The following is a 15,940-nucleotide window of genomic DNA, read 5'->3' as shown; positions in this document are numbered from 1 at the left end:
CATGCCTCTTTCAGCCCCTGCCGACCGCGAGCCCCTGCATCGCCGCCAGATCGACATGCACGGCTATCGCCGGGCCGATGGGCTGTTCGACATCGAGGGCCATCTACTCGACACCAAGGCCTATGGTTTCGACAATGAGGAGAAGGGCTACCTCGCCCCCGGCACACCGCTGCACGGCATGTGGATCCGCCTGACCATCGACGACGACCTGTTGATCCATCACTGCGAGGCGGCGTCAGACCACACGCCCTATGCCGTCTGCCCGCAGGCAGCGCCGAATTTCGCGCGCCTGGCCGGGCTGAAGATCGGGCCGGGCTTCAACCGGGCGGTGCAGGAGCGGGTGGGTGGCGTGCTCGGCTGCACCCATATCCGGGAGATGTTGGCCCAGATCGCCACCGTTGCCTACCAGACGCTGTATCCGGTGCGGCGGCAGAAGGAATTGGCGCGCGAGGGGGTGACCGGCGTGCGGGAGAGGCCGCGCATCATCGGCACCTGCCTGGCCTATGAGCCGTCATCCCCGGTGGTGAAGATGCGCTGGCCGTGGCTGGTGCAGGACGCGGCGGAGTAGGGCAGATCCCGATCAGGTGGAATCACCTGATCGGGTGAAGATGCTCGTGAAGACAAATCTACGGAGCGGTTTTCGTGAGCCAGGGCGAACGGAAACCGCTCCAGCCGCCTGATCGCGGGTCGCGTTCAGAGGCCGTTTGATCAGCCCGGTAGTTGCCACACATTCGAGGACACTGGCGTGCGTGGCCGGGCGGCCGTGCGACCGGTGCCGCTTGATCCGAACAGGCGCTAACTTGGCCGGCGCATCATGGTGGCGTGCCAGCGCAGCAGCCGCAACCGGCCTTGCTGCATCAGGCGCAGGCGGAGCAGCCACGCCTCGGCCTCGGTCACCAGGGCAATGGCGGCCTGTGGGGTCGGGCGTTCCGATTCATGGCGCAGCGCCTCGAGAAGCGCGGCCCAGCCGAGCAAAGCCGACCGTTGGTGCCGAGCCCCGGCATCCTCGACGACATGGACGCGAAACCCAGACTTTTCGAGGGCGCGGGTCATGACGGTCTCGCCCGGCGGCGAGAGGCGGTCCTCCAGCTTGAGCCAACGCGCCTCGGTGATGGGTTCGCGCGCCACGAGGTCGAGCAGCACGACCTCGCCGCTGTCGCGCAGGGCCGAGGCGGTCGCCCGCAGCAGGCGTTCGGGCGCGCCACCGTGCCGGAAGGGTTCGAGCAGCAACGCGTGCTGGTGATAGGCGGGGCGGAATTCCGGGGCGTCGGGCGAAAAGTCGGCAGCGGTGACACGCTTGGGCGGCTTGCGGCGGCGCGGTGCCGCCTCGCCTGGGACGATCAGGTCATGGGCGGCGACGAAGCAACCGCGCGCCCCGGAGATCACCGTGCCGGCCGATTGCGCGCCGAGCCCCGCCAGCAGCACCGTATGCGCGGGCGCGAGCGGCAACAGGGCGGCCAGACGCAGCACTTCCTCCGCGCCGCCCGGCATGGCCATGCCCTCGCCCCAGAGCCGGTCCGTCCAGATGGTGCGACTGAAAGGAGCCGCCGGCCGGTGGGGTGATGCCTCGGCAGCCGGTGTCGCGGCGGTCGTCGGGACGGTCGTGCTCGGTACGGCCGGGGACAGGGCCGGCGCCTGGAAGCCGCGCAGCAGCCGCTGGCCGGAGGCGACCACGCGCCGCAACAGGCTGTCCTGTGCGTCCCAGGGCTGGACCTCGGCCAGAGGCTCGCGTCGCGACGGTGTGGCCATGGGCGCCATCAAGGCAGGGTTTGGTGAAGGAAGCCTTGCCGCGACGCGGTTCTTGACGGAATTAGGATTTTTGTCTTATATCCCGCCCGCAGGAAGGAGACTTGCCGATGCCCGCCGTGCCGGTTCTGCTCAAGGTCTCGCCCCAGGGACAGGTCACGCTGCGTCGCGCGATGCGGGCGGCGCTGAAGGATCCGCGCCACTTCGAAGCCTGGATCGAGAACGGGACCTTGATGCTGCGGCCGGCCCTGGCGGCCAGTCCGGCCGAGGCGGAAGCGCTGTTCAGCACCCAGGCGATCACCCGTGAGGTGCTGGTCGAGGCGCTGCGCGTGGTGCGGGAGCGGCGTGCGCGGCAATCGCGGTCTTGAAAAATTTCCTATGACAGGACTGAGTGTCGAGAATCAAGCATCATCCAGCCTCGGCGCGCAGCAGGCGCAGCACCGTGGCGCCCGTGCCATCGGTTAGCAGCAGCGCCGGCCCCTCGAGCCGCCAGCCGCGCACCGCGGCCAGGGCGTCGAGGAAGCGCTGTTCCACCTCCATCGCCGGCGGTTCGCAGGCCATGCGGGTGCCGGCGATCGGGTCGAAGCGCAGCGCGGCGCCGTCCAGCGTGAAGCCACCCATGAAGCGGCTGCAGCCACTGCTGCCATAGGCGCGGCCCTCGGCGCCGAAGGTGATGTCCGGGTGCGGCGTGGCGGGCAGTCGCGCCGCGCCGATGGCGTCGGTACGCCAGTGGCCAGAAAGGTTGGAAGGGGCCTGGGCGAAGGCCGCCGGCGCGGCGGTAAGAGCGAGGCAGGCGAGCATGGCGGAGCGGCGCGAGAGTGGCATGGGCGCAGCTTGGCCCATGGTTGGGGCAAGGGCGTGGCGGCGATCCGGCGAGGTCGAGACCGCCGGCGGCCTGTCGGGCTTTCGTGACGGCCTCCCTCGGCGAGGCGGGGCCAAGGCGGCGCGCCAGGACTGTCAGGCCAGCGGCGCGGTCTGGTACAGCGCAACCCGCAGTCCGCCATGCGGCACCGGCGGCCCGTTCGGCAGGAAGGGCAAGCCGGTCATGTGGGCCAGCCGCGCTTCATTGGCGATCAGCCCGATGCGCCAGCCCTTGAAGCGCGTCATCAGCGTCTGCCCGAAGGCTTGGTACAGCGGCGCGAGCTTCTTGCTGTCGCCCAGCCGGTTGCCATAGGGCGGGTTGGCGATGACCAGCCCCGGCGGCCCCTCGGGCGGGACAATCTCGCTGATCGTCGCCTGGCGGAATTCGGTGAACTCGCTGACGCCGGCGCGGGCGGCATTGGCGCGGCTCATCTCGACCGCCCCGGCATCGCGGTCGCTGCCGTAGAAGCGGCATGCCGGCACGCGGGCGCTCTTGACCGCGCGCATCGTCTGCCAGGCCTCGGCATCGAAGGTGGCGAGCAGTTCGAAGGCGAACGCACGCGCCCGGCCGGGGTTGAGCCGCGCGGCGATCTCCGCCGCCTCGATGACGAAGGTGCCGGAGCCGCACATCGGGTCGAGCACCGGCTCGCTGCCGTCGAAGCCACATTGGCGCAGGAACAGCGAGGCCATGGTCTCGCGCATCGGCGCGGCATTGACCGCCTCCTTGTAGCCGCGTTTGTGCAACGGCTCGCCCGAGGTATCGATGCTGATGGTGCAGAGATCGTTCTCGATGCGCGCCATCACCACGACGGCGGCCTCAGGTGAGGACGGCGCACCGAGTGTGTCGCGGATCGCGGTCTCGATCCGCTGCGCCGCCGCGCCGCTGTGATAGATGCGCGACCCGGCGCAGGAGGCCTCGACACGGAACGGCACATCGGGCCGCAGCACATCGGCCCAGGGCACGCGGTGGGCCAGGTCATCGAGCTGCGCGAGATGCACCACGCGGAAGGAGGCGATGCGGGCGAGCACACGCCCGGCGCCGCGCACCCACAGATTGGCCCGCCAGACGACCGGCCAGCCGCCCCTGATGGTGACGCCACCAGGCACCTGCTTTGGCTGCTTGAAACCCTTGAAGCGCACCTCGTCATGCAGCACGGGCTCCAGGCCCGGCGCCGTGGCGAGGAAGATCTCGAAATCCTGGGTATTCGTCATTGTGTCCGCGGGTCAAGAAGCGATGGTCGCAGCGGCAATTCTGTCCGTCCGCCAGAGTGACGGGGCAACAACAATGACGCCGGGCCTTCTACCAGCCCGGGCGACGGACAGCCATGGCGGCGTCTCGTGCCGGGGCCCTTGCCCCATGGGCGCGAAGCTTGCGCGGCGAGGCGGTGGGAGCCGGAGAGGGCTTTGCCCCCTCCGGACCTCCCCCACCAAAGGCCCGGGGCCTTTGGAAACCAATACGTGGCGTTGGGCCCGACGAGTGCGCCCATTCATGAACGCCGAGCCGGGTACGGGCGTACATTCGGGTATCCGTCCTGCCTGTCATGCCCTGCGCCAGGTAACGGTTTCCAAAGGCCTCGGGCCTTTGGCGGGGTGGCTTGGAGGGGCAGCGCCCCTCCGACCTCAGCGCCAATGAGCCCCCGGCTCCCCTCATTCCCCCAGCAACAGGTCCCGCGCCGCGTTCAACCGCGACGCCAGCCAGGCGCTGCCCCCCTGGTCCGGATGCGCGCCGCGCATCAGGCGCCGATGTGCGGCCTTGATCTCCGCCTCGGTCGCGCCCTCGGCCAACCCCAATACGGCCAGCGCTTCCGCCCGGTCGAGCGGGCCATCGGCGGTCGGCGGCGCGGCCTCCCGCCAGTCGGGATGCGCGCGGTCGAGCCAGGCTTCGAGCAGCGGTATACTTTCCGCGTCCTCCCGCGTGCAATCGTCGCGCAGGCCCAGCAGGTCCGGCAGCGACAACGCGGCGAGGTCGGTCCCGGCGAAGGCGCCGCGTTTCACCGTGCCGGTCATCCGCCCGCTGTCGTGGTGCAACACCATCTCCAGCGTCGCCGTATCGACCCGCGTCTCCTGCCCGGGGCTGGCCTGCCCACCACGGGAGAAGGTGCGGGCGCTCCGCCAGGACTGCCAGGCCCGCAGCAGCAGCGGGGCGAAGAAGCCGAGGGACCAGATCGCCTGCAACCCGCGCCCGCTGAGCAGCAGCGCGGCGAGCAGCACGACGCCGAGCCCGCCGGCAATCCAGGCGAGCGCCGCCTTCACGGTGCGGACCGGGGCGTTGGCGAAGGCGTTCAGCGCCATCATCAACACCACCAGCGCCAGGCCGCCAAGGGCAAGCCAGGTCATCGGGCTGCCTTCGGGGCCGGTAATTGCCCGGCGATGCGCGCGGCGGCCGGCCCGCCGAGCCGGGCCAGCGCGCTGCGCCCGCCGGCGGCGAAGACCGCGACGGCGCGCAACAGGTCGCGCAGCGTCCCGGCCGCCGAGGAATCGAAGGGCGCATAGGCCCCGCCCGAAACCTTGGCGATCTGGCGGAACGCATTGCCGGCGATGGCGTTGCCGCCCTCGTGGAAGCAGAACACGGGCGTGCCGCGCAGGCCGAGTTCGCCGGCGGCCTGGCACAGCGCGTCGATATCCTCCTCCACCGCATCGCCGACCAGGACGAGGGCGCCGACCTTCTCATGCTGCGTCTCGGCCAATGCGTGGCGCAGCGCGCGCAGGATTTGGGTATTGCCGCCGAGGCAGGTGACGGTGGACATCCGCCGCGCCAGCTCCGCTCCGTCGGTCAGGAAGGGGGTGGCGGCGAACTCGCCGAAGCCGCGCCAATAGGCCAGCGAGACGGCCAACCCGCCGAGGTCGCGGGTGGCGAGGAACATCTCCCCGGTCAGCGCGCAGGCACGGTCCCAGGCCGGTTGGCGGGAGGCGGTGGCATCGACGGCGAAGACCAGCCGGCCGGGCCTGGTGCTGGCGGCGCGGACAGCCGGCATGCGGGCCACCTTGTCGAGGAAGGCGGCGACTTCGGCACTCGGGCCTGGACGCGTCGGGGGGCGAGGCATGCTGCATCCCATGGTGGCATTCGTTGTCGAACATGTGAAATGCGTCACTCGCCACGCCAAGGGGGGACAGGCGAAGGTAGCGGCATCGCGGGCCGTGGGCTTTACTGCGGCGCCGCAACAGGAAGGGCGTCGGGAATGAACGCAGCACGCAGCATGGGTTTCAGGGCCGTGGCGCTGGCGACGGTCGCGGGGCTCGCCCTGTCGGGCGCGGCGATGGCGCAAAAGCCCTCCGCGCTGGGCGCGCCCGCGGCCCCTGCCTTGCCGACCGCCAAGCCGCCGCCGCTCGGCGCGCCGCAGCAGGTGGCGCCGGACCCGGTCCGCCCCACCCCGCCCGTGGTGCAGGCGCCTGCCCCGGCGCCCCCGCCCTCGATCGCCAGGCCGCAGGTCATCCCGCCCAATGAGCCGGCCGCGGTCACCCGGCTGCGCGGGCTGTTCGGTCCGGAGACGCGGCTCTCCTACGCCACGGTCGAGACGCTCGATGGCGCCGCCGGCGAGCAGGTGCGCATGACCGCCGTGGTGCTCGAACGCCCCGGCAAGCGCGCCACCATTGACGAGGTCGCGCTCAACGGCCTGCGCGCCGATGGCGTTGCCGAGGCGGTGCTGCGTGGCTTCGCCACCACCGAGGACGGCAATACCGTCAATATCGGCATGCTGCGCGTCGCCGGGCTGACGGTGCCGCGCAACCCGGGCGGCGGGCCGCCGCAGCCCGAACAGGTGAGCCTCGATACCCTGCAACTGTCGAACCTTCAGGTGTCCGGCACGACGACGCTGACGCTGGCCTCGCTGGAACTGGGCGGCTGGGCGGCGGGCAAGCCGACCCGCTTCGTCATGGAAGGGTTGCAGACCGCCCAGCCCGGCGCCGGCGTGGTCGACGGCGTGCGCATGGCCCGCTTGGCCATGAACGGGGTGGATGCGGCGCGCATCCTCGGTGCGGTGATCCGCGGCGAGCGGGTGCCGAGCCTGGTCGGCCATTCCAGCCTCGAGATGCGGGGCCTTGAGTTGACCGGAGCCGGCCAGCCGGTCGGCGGCATCTCCGAGCTTCAGATGGCGGCCGACCTGACCGCCGAGGATGGTTCGGGCCGCGGTACCTTCGCCGCCCGGGGCATCCGGGTGGAACCGCTGCCGATGATCGCGCCCTGGCTGACGCAGTTCGGCTACCAGGGGATCGAGGGCGAGATTTCCGCTTCGACCGTGCATGACGCGAGCACCGGTCGGGTCGAGGTCAACGACCTCACCATCGCGGCGCGGCAGGCCGGTACGCTGACCTTCTCGGTCACTGTGGACGGGGTGACGGCCGAGCGCCTGCAGGCGAGCGACTTCTCGCAGGCGCGGCTGGTCTCAGCCGCGCTGGGATATGCGGATGCCTCGCTGTTCGGGCGGTTCCTCGCCATGCAGTCGACGCAGACCCGCACGCCCGAGCCGCAGCTGCGCGAGCAATTCGCCGCCATGGTCGGCGGCACGTTGAGCCAGCCGGGGGCGGTGGCGCTCGACCCGATCCGCGAGGCGGTGCTGAGCTTCATCCGGGGGCAGGCGCAGTCGGTGCAGATCCAGCTGAAGCCGCCGCAGCCGATCGGCGTGGAGCAGATGCAGGCCGTGCCGCCAAGCCCGGCGGAGATGCAGCGCGTGCTGGGGATTACCGCCACGGCGCGGTGACGGGTTGGAGAGGCGGCGCTCCTTGCGCGCGGGGGGTGGAACCGGAGAGGGCATGGCCCCCTCCGGGCCACCCCACCAAAGGCCTGCGGCCTTTGGAAACCGATACCTGTTGAGGGCAGGGCGGGATGCTCACCCCGCCAGGAGCCATGCGTCTTGCGGGGCATCGGGCCCGGCAAGACGCTACCTTCTCGGTCAGACCGTCGGGCCCAACGCCAGGTCGAGGTGTCCAGAGGCCTTTAGGTCGATGGGCTCCCGTTGGCGTTGCTTCGCAACGTCATTGGGTACCCGTGGCGGGGTGAGGTCCGGCGAGGGGTGGCGCCCCTCTCCGTCCGGCTCAAGCCATCGCATTCGCCTGCGCCACGGCGAGCGCCGTGACGTTCAGGATGCCGCGCGCGGTGACGCTCGGCACCAGCACATGGATCGGCTTGTTCATCCCCAGCAGCAGCGGGCCGAGCTGCAGCCCGTCCGTCGCCGCCTTCACCAGGTTGAACGAGATGTTGGCGGCGTCGATCCCCGGCATCACCAGCAGGTTCGCCGCCCCTTCCAGCCGGCCATCATGCACGGCGCGGCTTCGGATGGCGGGGATCAGCGCGGCATCGGCGTGCATCTCCCCGTCCACTTCAAGGTCGGGGTTCTGCTGGCGGATCAAGGCCAGCGCCTGGCGCATCCGCCGTGCCGAGGGCGCATGCGACGCGCCGAAGGAGGAATGCGACAGTAGCGCGACCTTGGGCGTGATGCCGAAGGCATGCACCTGCTCGGCGGCGAGCAGCGTCATTTCGGCGATCTGCTCGGCGGTCGGCTCAAGGCATAGATGCGTGTCGACAACGAACAGGTGCTCGCCGGCGCGGGTGACGACGCCGGACAGCGCGTAGACGCGCCCGACATCGTCGCGCTTGCCGATGACGTCGAGCACATGCTTCCACTGCCCCATCCAGTCGCCGGTGCCACCGCAGATGGCCGCGTCCACATGCCCGGCTTCGAGCAGCAGGGAGGCGGCGACGGCCGGGCGCGTGCGCATCCGGCGGTCCACCGCGTCCGGCGGCGTGCCGCGGCGGCCGACCTTGACGCGGTAGAGTTCGGCGAGCGGACCGAAGACATCGGCATCCTGCGACGGGTCGAGAATGCGGACGCTGTCGCCCAGCGCCATGCGCAGGCCGAGCGCCTTGACCTTCGCCGCGATGATGTCGTGCCGGCCGATCAGGATCGGTTCGGCGATGCCCTCATCCACCACGGACTGGACGGCGCGGAGCGTGCGTTCGTCCTCGCCCTCGGCATAGGCGACGCGGCGGGGGCGCTTGCGGGCGGCCTCGAAGACCGGGCGCATCAGGTTGCCGGAGCGGAAGACGTTGCGCTCCAACTCGCGGCGATAGACGTCGAAATCGGGAATCGGGCGGGTCGCCACGCCGGATTCCATCGCCGCGCGGGCGACGGCCGGCGCGATCTCAAGGATCAGCCGCGGGTCGAAGGGCTTGGGGATGATGTAGTCCTGGCCGAAGACCGGCGCCTGGCCGCCATAGGCGGCGGCGACGACTTCCGAGGCCTCGACGCGTGCCAGCGCCGCGATGGCATCGGCGGCGGCGATCTTCATCTCCTCATTGATCGTGGTGGCGCCGCAATCCAGCGCGCCGCGGAAGATGAAGGGGAAGCACAGGACGTTGTTGACCTGGTTCGGGTAGTCGGTGCGCCCCGTCGCGACGATCGCATCCGGCCGCGCGGCGCGCACCGCCTCGGGCAGGATCTCCGGCTCGGGGTTGGCGAGGGCGAGCACCAGCGGCTTCGGCGCGAGCAGCTTCAACCATTCCGGCTTGAGCACGCGCGGCGCCGACAGGCCGAGAAAGATGTCCGCCCCCGGCAGCGCATCCTCCAGCGTGCGGGCCTCGGTGTCGCGGGCGTAGCGGGCGCGGTAGGGGTCGAGGTCGTTGCGTCCGGTATGGAGCACGCCGCCGATGTCGCAGACGGTGATGTTCTCCTGCTTCAGCCCCATCGAGACCAGCAGGTCGAGGCAGGCGAGGGCGGCCGCGCCGCCGCCGGTATTGACCAGCTTCACATCCTCGAGGCGCTTGCCCTGCACCAGCAGCCCGTTACGCACCGCGGCGGCGACGATAATGGCGGTGCCGTGCTGGTCGTCATGGAAGACCGGGATCTTCATCCGCTCGCGCAACGTGCGCTCGATGATGAAGCATTCGGGGGACTTGATGTCCTCGAGATTGATGGCGCCGAAGGAGGGTTCCAGCGCGGCGACGATCTCGATGAATTTCGCCGGGTCGCGTTCCTCGATCTCGATATCGATGGAATCGATGCCGGCGAACTTCTTGAAGAGGACCGCCTTGCCCTCCATTACCGGCTTGGAGGCGAGTGCGCCGATGGCACCGAGGCCCAGCACCGCCGTGCCATTGGTGATGACGGCGACCATGTTGCCGCGCGTGGTGTAGTCGTAGGCGGCGGCGGGGTCGGCGACGATCGCTTCGCAGGCGGCGGCGACGCCAGGCGAGTAGGCCATGCCGAGGTCGCGCTGCGTTGCCATGCGCTTGGTCGGCTCGACGGCCAGCTTCCCGGGGCGCGGGAGCCGGTGATAGTCGAGCGCAGCGCGCCGGAAATCGTCGTCCATCAGGTACCTCCGGCGCGGAGGATAGAGCCTTTGGCGCCGGAGCGTCAGTCCCGCAGGGCGGCCGTCAGGCCGCGCGCAGCTCTCCGAGGAAGCCATCGACGCGGGCGCGCATGGTCTGCGCCTGCTGGGCCAGTTCCTGTGCGGCTTGGGTCATGCCGCCGGACACCTTCCCGGTTTCCGATGCCGCGCCGCTGACCGCCTGAATGCTGCCGGCGACCTGCTGCGTGGCGCCGGCCATCTGGTGGACGTTGCGGGCGATCTCGGCGGTGGTGGCACCCTGTTCCTCGACCGCGGCGGCGATCGCGGTTGCGGCTTCGGCGAGCTGGTCTATGGTGCGGGCGACGGCGTCGATCGCGAGGGAGACATTGCCCGTCGCGTCGCGCACCGCGCTGATGCGGGCGGTGATCTCCTCAGTCGCCTTGGCGGTCTGGGCGGCCAGGGTCTTCACCTCGGAGGCGACCACGGCGAAGCCCTTGCCGGCTTCCCCGGCGCGGGCCGCCTCGATGGTGGCGTTGAGGGCGAGCAGGTTGGTCTGGCCGGCGATATCGCTGATCAGCTTCACCACATCGCCGATTTTCTGTACGTCGCCGACCAGACCATGCACCACCTGGGTCGCCTGCTGCGCCTGGTTGGTCGCGGTGCTCGTTGCCTGGGTGCTGCGCGTCACCTGCTGGGCGATTTCGCGAATCGAGGCGGTGACCTCCTCGGTCGCGGCGGTGACGGACTGGACATTGGCGGCGGCGGCCTCGGAGGCGGTGGCGACCTGGCCGGCGCGGCGCGAGGCCTCCCCGGCCGAGCCGTTCATCAGTCCGGCATCGCGTTCCAGCCGCTGGGCGGCGGCGGCGACATCGCCCACGGCGGCGAGGATCTCGGCTTCGAAGCGGCGCGCCAGCGTTTCGGTCATGTTGCGGCGCCTGGCCTCCGCCTCGCGCGCGTCATGGATGTCGACGAGGCTGCCACAGGCGCGGCGCGGCGTGCGGTTGGCATCGAGGATCACCCCGCCCGTCGCGCGGAACCAGCGATAGCTGCCGTCGCGCACCTTCAGGCGATAGGTGACGTCATAGCCGGCGCCGGTGGCCAGCGCCTGGCCAAAGGCGGCGAAGGTCGCGTCCACATCCTCGGGGTGCAGGCGGTCGGACCAGGACTGCACGACATCGGGAAATTCAGCGACGGAGGAAAAGCCGACCAAGCGGCGGAACTCGGCGGACCAGGTCCAGCGCGCCTTGGGGTGCATGGCGTCGCCATTGTACAGGATGGCGTCCCACAGGCCGACGCCGGCATGGCTGGACAGGACTTCGAGCCATTCGGCTGCATTGCGCAGGTCCTGGCTGGCGCTGTTGCGGTTCAGGAGTTTCATAGAGCCTCATCCTCTGAGGCCGCATCATGCGTCGGTTCTTGCTGCGGAACGCTTAATGGCGCGGCGGCAAGACTCGCCGAAGGAGAGCGCGAGACCCATGTGACGCAGCGGCGCCTGGCCGGCGCGACGATAGGGCGGCCATGAGACGCACGACGCCAGAGTATTCAGAGGCTCAGGAGAAAACTGGTGCGGTCGAGAGAAACCAAAATAGCGAATCAGACCGGATCAGGCTGATTCGATTTCTGAGGTATTAGCTAGAAAATCCGCCGTATTCTACGCCAACACGGATCACATCAGATCAGGCTAGCGCAGGCTTGATGTGGGCACTATTGTGGGCTCCGGATCAAGGCCCCGATGACGGTGCCCACATGCCCGGAGTGCGGAACGTGGCGCTGACGGTGAAGGCCCTAGATGCTCTGAAGGGTCGGGAGAAGCCCTATCGCGTCGTCGCGGGGAAGGGGCTCCTGGTGGTGGTGAAGCCCTCCGGTACCAAGACCTGGATCGCCAGGATCGTGATCGACGGGAGGCGCCGCGACATGGGCCTCGGCGGTGGCTATCCCGATATCGGCCTGAAGGAAGCGCAGGAGCGCGCCGATGCCGCGCGAAAGGCCGCGCGGGCCGGTGATGATCCGATCCGAACGGCGCGGGCTGAGAAGGAGGAGAAGCGCAATCAGCGTGCGGCCGAGGACGTGGCCATCGCCCGCACCTTCCGGCATGTCGCAGAGCGATGCATCAAAGCCGAGATGCCGGGCTGGAAAAGCCCGCGGACTGCGCAGCAGTGGGGTTCCGCTCTGGAACGGCACATCTATCCGAAGATCGGTGACACGCCCGTTGCAGATATCGACCGGGCCGCGGTGCGCGACGCCATAGGCGACGTTTGGGCGTCGGCGCCGGCGGTGGCCAAGAAGACGTTGCAGTATGTCGCCGTCATCCTTCGGTTCGCCGCGGCGCACGGCTGGCGCGCCAACGACAACCCCGCAGACCCCAAGATGCTGCGCTACACCGGGCTGGCGCCGCTTCGCGGGAAGCAGAAACAGCCGTCCCTCCCTTGGTTGAAGGTGCCTGCATTCTTCACGGCCCTGAAGAAGGTCGAGGGCGCGTCGGCGTTGGCGCTGCGCTTCCTCGGCCTGACGGCACTTCGCTCTGGCGAGGTGCGGCAGGCTCGGTGGTCTTGGTTATCGTTCGACGGTGCTACGCCAGTCATGACTATTCCCGGCGAGGTCATGAAGGGACGGAAGACGGCCGACAGGGTGGCGCACCGGGTTCCGCTGGTGCCCGCCGCCCTGGATGTTCTCGCCTTGGCCTATGCGGATGCCACCGGCATAGCGGCGACGACAGAGAAGCTCCCCGCCCTGGCCGCCCTGCGCGGAGATGCCATGATCTTTCAGGGCCGGAAGCGCACCGTGCCGCTGTCCGACATGTCGCTGTCCGCCGTCATGCGACGCATGAACGCCGATCGGCCGAACGGCGCGCCGGCGCCGTGGAGGGACCCGGACGGGCGTGAGGCGGTGCCGCATGGCCTGCGCTCCTCGTTCTCGACATGGGTTGACGACACCCGGCCTCACGAACGGGAAGCCGCCGAACGCGCGCTGGCCCACCAGATCGCAAACTCCGCGTCAGCGGCGTATCGGCGCAGTGACATGCTCGATCGGCGGATCAGCCTTATGGGGGCGTGGGCCTCCCACTGCTTGGGCGTGGACAGCGAGGAAGCGGGGAAAGGCAAGAGCGCGGGGCGATGATCCCAGCGGAGAAAGCCGAGCGGGCGCGGGCCGATGGCAAGGCCACCCAAAAGGCCGCGGCCGGGCGCCGGAAGCGATGGGAGTACGACTTCGCCCAGCTCCGGCGGCACCTCGCCATCGGAGCGCCCGAATTGACCGGTCCCAAAGGGATAGACCCCCAGATGAACGATCTCGCGTCTGCGAAAACCCAACAGGCATGGGATCGTGCTGTCGCGGGGCTTGTCGCCCGGCTCCTCCGCATCATCGGCCGGGGCGGCGATTCCTACGCCTCCAACCAGTACACCGTCGTCGTGGGGCGCCTGTCGGGCTTCCTCGCCAACGGGTTCGTGCCGGCGGCTGCAAAGGCCACGGACTCCGCTGCAATCCAGCATGAGGGCTGGATTTTGGAGCACGAGCAGCCGGGCACCCTGCCCGAAGCCGTGGCCGTGCTCGACCGCTGGGAACGGGCATCGCTGCTGCCCGGCCAGGAGTTTATCGAGGAGCCAGCCAAGACGAGAAATGATCGCCTGCGCCGCCGCGCCGAAACTGCTGCGAAGGCAGTCGGGATCAAGCTAGAGACAAGGCCGAAGGCCCCCTCCAAGTAGCCCCCTAGAAATGGAAATTAGGGGGTGCCTACTATCCATTTCCATAAACAAAATCATACGCTTACTAGGCGTGTCGGACCGGCGCACATCGCGCCATATCGCAGAGGCGAAACCGACATGACCACCCCCGACAGCAAGCAGAACACGCCGGGCGCGCGCCGTATCAACCCCCTGGCCTTCTCCTACACGCTGACCGATGCGGCCGAGATGAGCGGGCTGTCGATCGCGACGCTCCGCCGCCGCCAGAAGGATGGCGCGCTGGCTTTCGTGAATGCCGGCAAGCGCACGCTGGTGAATGGCGACAGCCTCCGCAAGTTCTGCGGCGCCACGGCCGCGGCGTAAGGGGGAAGGCCCAGAAAAGGAAACCGGCCGGCACCGCAAGGGCACCGACCGGGGGAAAGCACAAAGAAGTCGAGTTCGACGGCGCCATTCTACTAATAGTGCCTCCTCCGTTTCAAGCCCTACTATTTGTGGTGTCGCCAGCCTCCCATGGCGGCGATCCTCCCCATCCCCATCGAGCCTACTGCCCCCCGCGCCAGCTTCCGCGCGGCGGGCCGCGTAGGTGATTGGAACCGCCGCCGCCCCGACCTCCTGAGCGCGGCGCTCGATCGGGTTCGCCGAACCGCGCCGGCCGCGCTGGGCCTCGCTCACGAAATCCTGCCGCGCCTGCCCCGCAATGTGCGGTGCAGCCAGAATCATCGCACCAGTTGCCGCGCCCGCTTTTCGTTTGAGATCGGCCTGGATATCGCCGCCACCATCCCTTGGGTGTCCCTCGACAGCGAGACGCGCCGCAACGCCCTGGTCCTCGACATTGACCACGCCGACGTAATCGAGCTGGCCGCGGCGCTGCCTCCGCACGTCCGGCCAATGCTGGTGATCGACCCGCGCAGCGGCCGGAGCCATGCGATTTTCTTCCTCCGCACTCCCGTTGCGATGGGCAAGGACGCAAGCCGAAAAGCGCAATGGGCCGCCGACTATACGATCCGCCTGCTGGCGGCTTTCTTCCGCGCCACGCCGCTGGGGCACCGGTGCCTGGTGAAGAACCCGCTTGGCTTGGTGTCTGACCTGGCCGGCGAACGACTTCTGCGCGGCGTCAGGCCGGAGACGCCGGCTGTATGGGATGCGTGGAAGGCAGCCGGCACCGGGCTTGTGTGGCACACCATCCCCGGCGCCGGCCCGGTCGAGCTGCGCGACATCATCGCGGCGCTCGCCGAGGAGCATGGCGAGGAAGCGAAGGAGATGGCGCGGGAGCGCGCCCGGCGCGAACGCCGCCGGAAGGCCCGGCCGGAACCTTCGGCCCTCGGCCGCAACTGCTCGCTTTTCGACTTGGTCCGGTGGTGGGCCTACGACCGCGATGAACGCGACGGTGGCCTGATCCTGGCCGAGGCGATGCGCGTCAACGCCACCTTCGCCGAGCCGCTGCCCGCCGCTGAGGTGACGGCCACGGCGAAGTCGATCGCCAGGTTCATGCTGTCCCGGTTTCGGCCCGGCACCGGCGCCAGCAGCACGCGCGGGCGGGACAGCACCATCGGTGCAGGGCTGACCATCGAGGCGCGCCAGATCGTCGCCGGTCGCGTTTCAGCCGCCGCACGGGCCGCCACGACCGATGCGAAGATCGCCGCCGCGATGGATCGGCTGCGCGAAGGGGCAAAGCGCGTCACCCAGGCCGCAGTGGCGGGCGAGGCCGGCGTGTCGCTGCGGACGGTGAAGGCCCGCTGGATCGGCCTCACTCAGCCGCCGGTTATGGTGCAAGACGGTGTCCTATCAGGTAGTGCCACGGCTATCCGGGCCTCTCAGATGGAGGAGGAGACCCCGGCGGCGAGCGGCGCGGCAATTAGCGGCCGGCCGACCTTGGCGCCAGAACTGGACTCAATCGGCCAGGACACGCCGCGCGCTGGCGATGACGGTCTCGAGCTGGCGCCGTTCCACCACCAGCAGCCGGCGGCGGGCGGGGATGCAGGGGTGGCCAAGATCGGCCAGCGCCACCGCCAGCCGTTCCTTCGCCGCGACAAGGATGCGTCGCTCCGCCGCATGGGTCTCCGCCGCCAGCGCGGCCAGGTCGAGAAGGCGCGCACGCAGTTCGCCTATCGGCGGCATGGCGGATTCATCGGGCGGAGGCGGGTGCGGCACGCGCCGATGTCGCCGCAGCCCTCTCTCCGTCAGCGAGTCATTCGGCATTGGCGAAGGCGGCCCCGGGACGGACCCGATCGCCACAGCACCAGCTCGGCGCGCTTGCAACGCCCGGCGCTTCGCCTGATATTCGCCGCGGTGCTGCTTCCTACCCGTGTGGTGCGCCCTGGGGGTCGCTGAAAGGCACCCGACTGGCCGGTAACGGAGCTGTCGAATAC

Annotated in this window: 14 protein-coding genes; 7 read left to right on the top strand and 7 right to left on the bottom strand. The window is 69.6% G+C overall.

Annotated elements, in window-relative coordinates; translation table 11 throughout:
- Nucleotide 1 precedes the first annotated feature (1 nt).
- Nucleotides 2-568 (top strand): DUF2889 domain-containing protein, encoded by a 567-nt coding sequence (locus tag IEY36_RS05015; RefSeq protein ID WP_188965822.1) that lies wholly within the window; start codon nucleotides 2-4, stop codon nucleotides 566-568.
- 227 nt (nucleotides 569-795) lie between these two features.
- Here the strand turns inward: IEY36_RS05015 and IEY36_RS05010 are convergent, their stop codons facing one another.
- The gene (locus IEY36_RS05010) at nucleotides 796-1,749 is read right to left on the bottom strand and encodes a hypothetical protein (RefSeq protein WP_188965821.1); all 954 of its coding nucleotides are present in this window, start codon (nucleotides 1,747-1,749) and stop codon (nucleotides 796-798) included.
- Nucleotides 1,750-1,856: 107 nt separating this feature from the next.
- Here IEY36_RS05010 and IEY36_RS05005 point away from each other — a divergent pair, with 107 nt between their 5' ends.
- A complete protein-coding gene (locus IEY36_RS05005; RefSeq protein ID WP_188965820.1) occupies nucleotides 1,857-2,114 on the top strand; it encodes a hypothetical protein in 258 nt (85 codons plus the stop codon).
- 40 nt (nucleotides 2,115-2,154) lie between these two features.
- On the opposite strand, the gene IEY36_RS05000 is transcribed toward IEY36_RS05005, so the two are convergent.
- From IEY36_RS05000 to IEY36_RS04985, 4 genes are all read right to left on the bottom strand, one after another.
- Nucleotides 2,155-2,571 carry an META domain-containing protein gene (locus tag IEY36_RS05000; RefSeq protein WP_188965819.1) on the bottom strand — a complete coding sequence of 139 codons (417 nt, stop codon included), beginning with the start codon at nucleotides 2,569-2,571 and terminating at the stop codon, nucleotides 2,155-2,157.
- A 132-nt stretch (nucleotides 2,572-2,703) separates the two neighbouring features.
- Nucleotides 2,704-3,819 carry a THUMP domain-containing class I SAM-dependent RNA methyltransferase gene (locus IEY36_RS04995; RefSeq protein ID WP_188965818.1) on the bottom strand — a complete coding sequence of 372 codons (1,116 nt, stop codon included), beginning with the start codon at nucleotides 3,817-3,819 and terminating at the stop codon, nucleotides 2,704-2,706.
- A gap of 435 nt (nucleotides 3,820-4,254) precedes the next feature.
- On the bottom strand, nucleotides 4,255-4,944 hold the full coding sequence (locus tag IEY36_RS04990) for a J domain-containing protein (protein WP_188965817.1): 690 nt from the start codon (nucleotides 4,942-4,944) through the stop codon (nucleotides 4,255-4,257).
- Entirely contained in the window at nucleotides 4,941-5,651 is a 711-nt protein-coding gene (locus tag IEY36_RS04985; protein WP_188965816.1) for a vWA domain-containing protein, read from the bottom strand. Before IEY36_RS04985 ends, IEY36_RS04990 begins: the two co-directional genes overlap by 4 nt.
- Nucleotides 5,652-5,786: 135 nt before the next feature.
- On the opposite strand from IEY36_RS04985, the gene IEY36_RS31075 reads away from it, so the two are divergent.
- Nucleotides 5,787-7,304 (top strand): hypothetical protein, encoded by a 1,518-nt coding sequence (locus IEY36_RS31075; protein ID WP_188965815.1) that lies wholly within the window; start codon nucleotides 5,787-5,789, stop codon nucleotides 7,302-7,304.
- 334 nt (nucleotides 7,305-7,638) lie between these two features.
- Here IEY36_RS31075 and IEY36_RS04975 read toward each other — a convergent pair whose 3' ends face one another.
- Together IEY36_RS04975 and IEY36_RS04970 are read right to left on the bottom strand one after the other, a co-directional pair.
- Nucleotides 7,639-9,912 (bottom strand): NADP-dependent malic enzyme, encoded by a 2,274-nt coding sequence (locus IEY36_RS04975; RefSeq protein WP_188965814.1) that lies wholly within the window; start codon nucleotides 9,910-9,912, stop codon nucleotides 7,639-7,641.
- Between the two features lie 64 nt (nucleotides 9,913-9,976).
- Nucleotides 9,977-11,269, bottom strand: coding sequence for a methyl-accepting chemotaxis protein (locus IEY36_RS04970; RefSeq protein WP_188965813.1), 1,293 nt, complete (start codon nucleotides 11,267-11,269; stop codon nucleotides 9,977-9,979).
- 386 nt (nucleotides 11,270-11,655) lie between these two features.
- On the opposite strand from IEY36_RS04970, the gene IEY36_RS04965 reads away from it, so the two are divergent.
- From IEY36_RS04965 to IEY36_RS04950, 4 genes are all read left to right on the top strand, one after another.
- On the top strand, nucleotides 11,656-13,008 hold the full coding sequence (locus tag IEY36_RS04965) for a tyrosine-type recombinase/integrase (protein WP_188965812.1): 1,353 nt from the start codon (nucleotides 11,656-11,658) through the stop codon (nucleotides 13,006-13,008).
- Nucleotides 13,005-13,592 carry a hypothetical protein gene (locus tag IEY36_RS04960; protein ID WP_188965811.1) on the top strand — a complete coding sequence of 196 codons (588 nt, stop codon included), beginning with the start codon at nucleotides 13,005-13,007 and terminating at the stop codon, nucleotides 13,590-13,592. The genes IEY36_RS04965 and IEY36_RS04960 overlap by 4 nt, the downstream gene beginning before the upstream one ends.
- A gap of 117 nt (nucleotides 13,593-13,709) precedes the next feature.
- Entirely contained in the window at nucleotides 13,710-13,934 is a 225-nt protein-coding gene (locus IEY36_RS04955; RefSeq protein ID WP_188965810.1) for a helix-turn-helix domain-containing protein, read from the top strand.
- Nucleotides 13,935-14,081: 147 nt separating this feature from the next.
- Nucleotides 14,082-15,902, top strand: a complete 1,821-nt coding sequence (locus tag IEY36_RS04950; RefSeq protein WP_188965809.1) for a primase C-terminal domain-containing protein — start codon at nucleotides 14,082-14,084, stop codon at nucleotides 15,900-15,902.
- Nucleotides 15,903-15,940: the final 38 nt, after the last annotated feature.

The organism is Neoroseomonas lacus, assembly GCF_014644535.1.
In the GTDB taxonomy this organism is placed as follows: Bacteria; Pseudomonadota; Alphaproteobacteria; order Acetobacterales; family Acetobacteraceae; genus Neoroseomonas; species Neoroseomonas lacus.
Note: the sequence above shows the minus strand (reverse complement) of the source record. Positions and strands in the feature narration are given on the sequence as shown.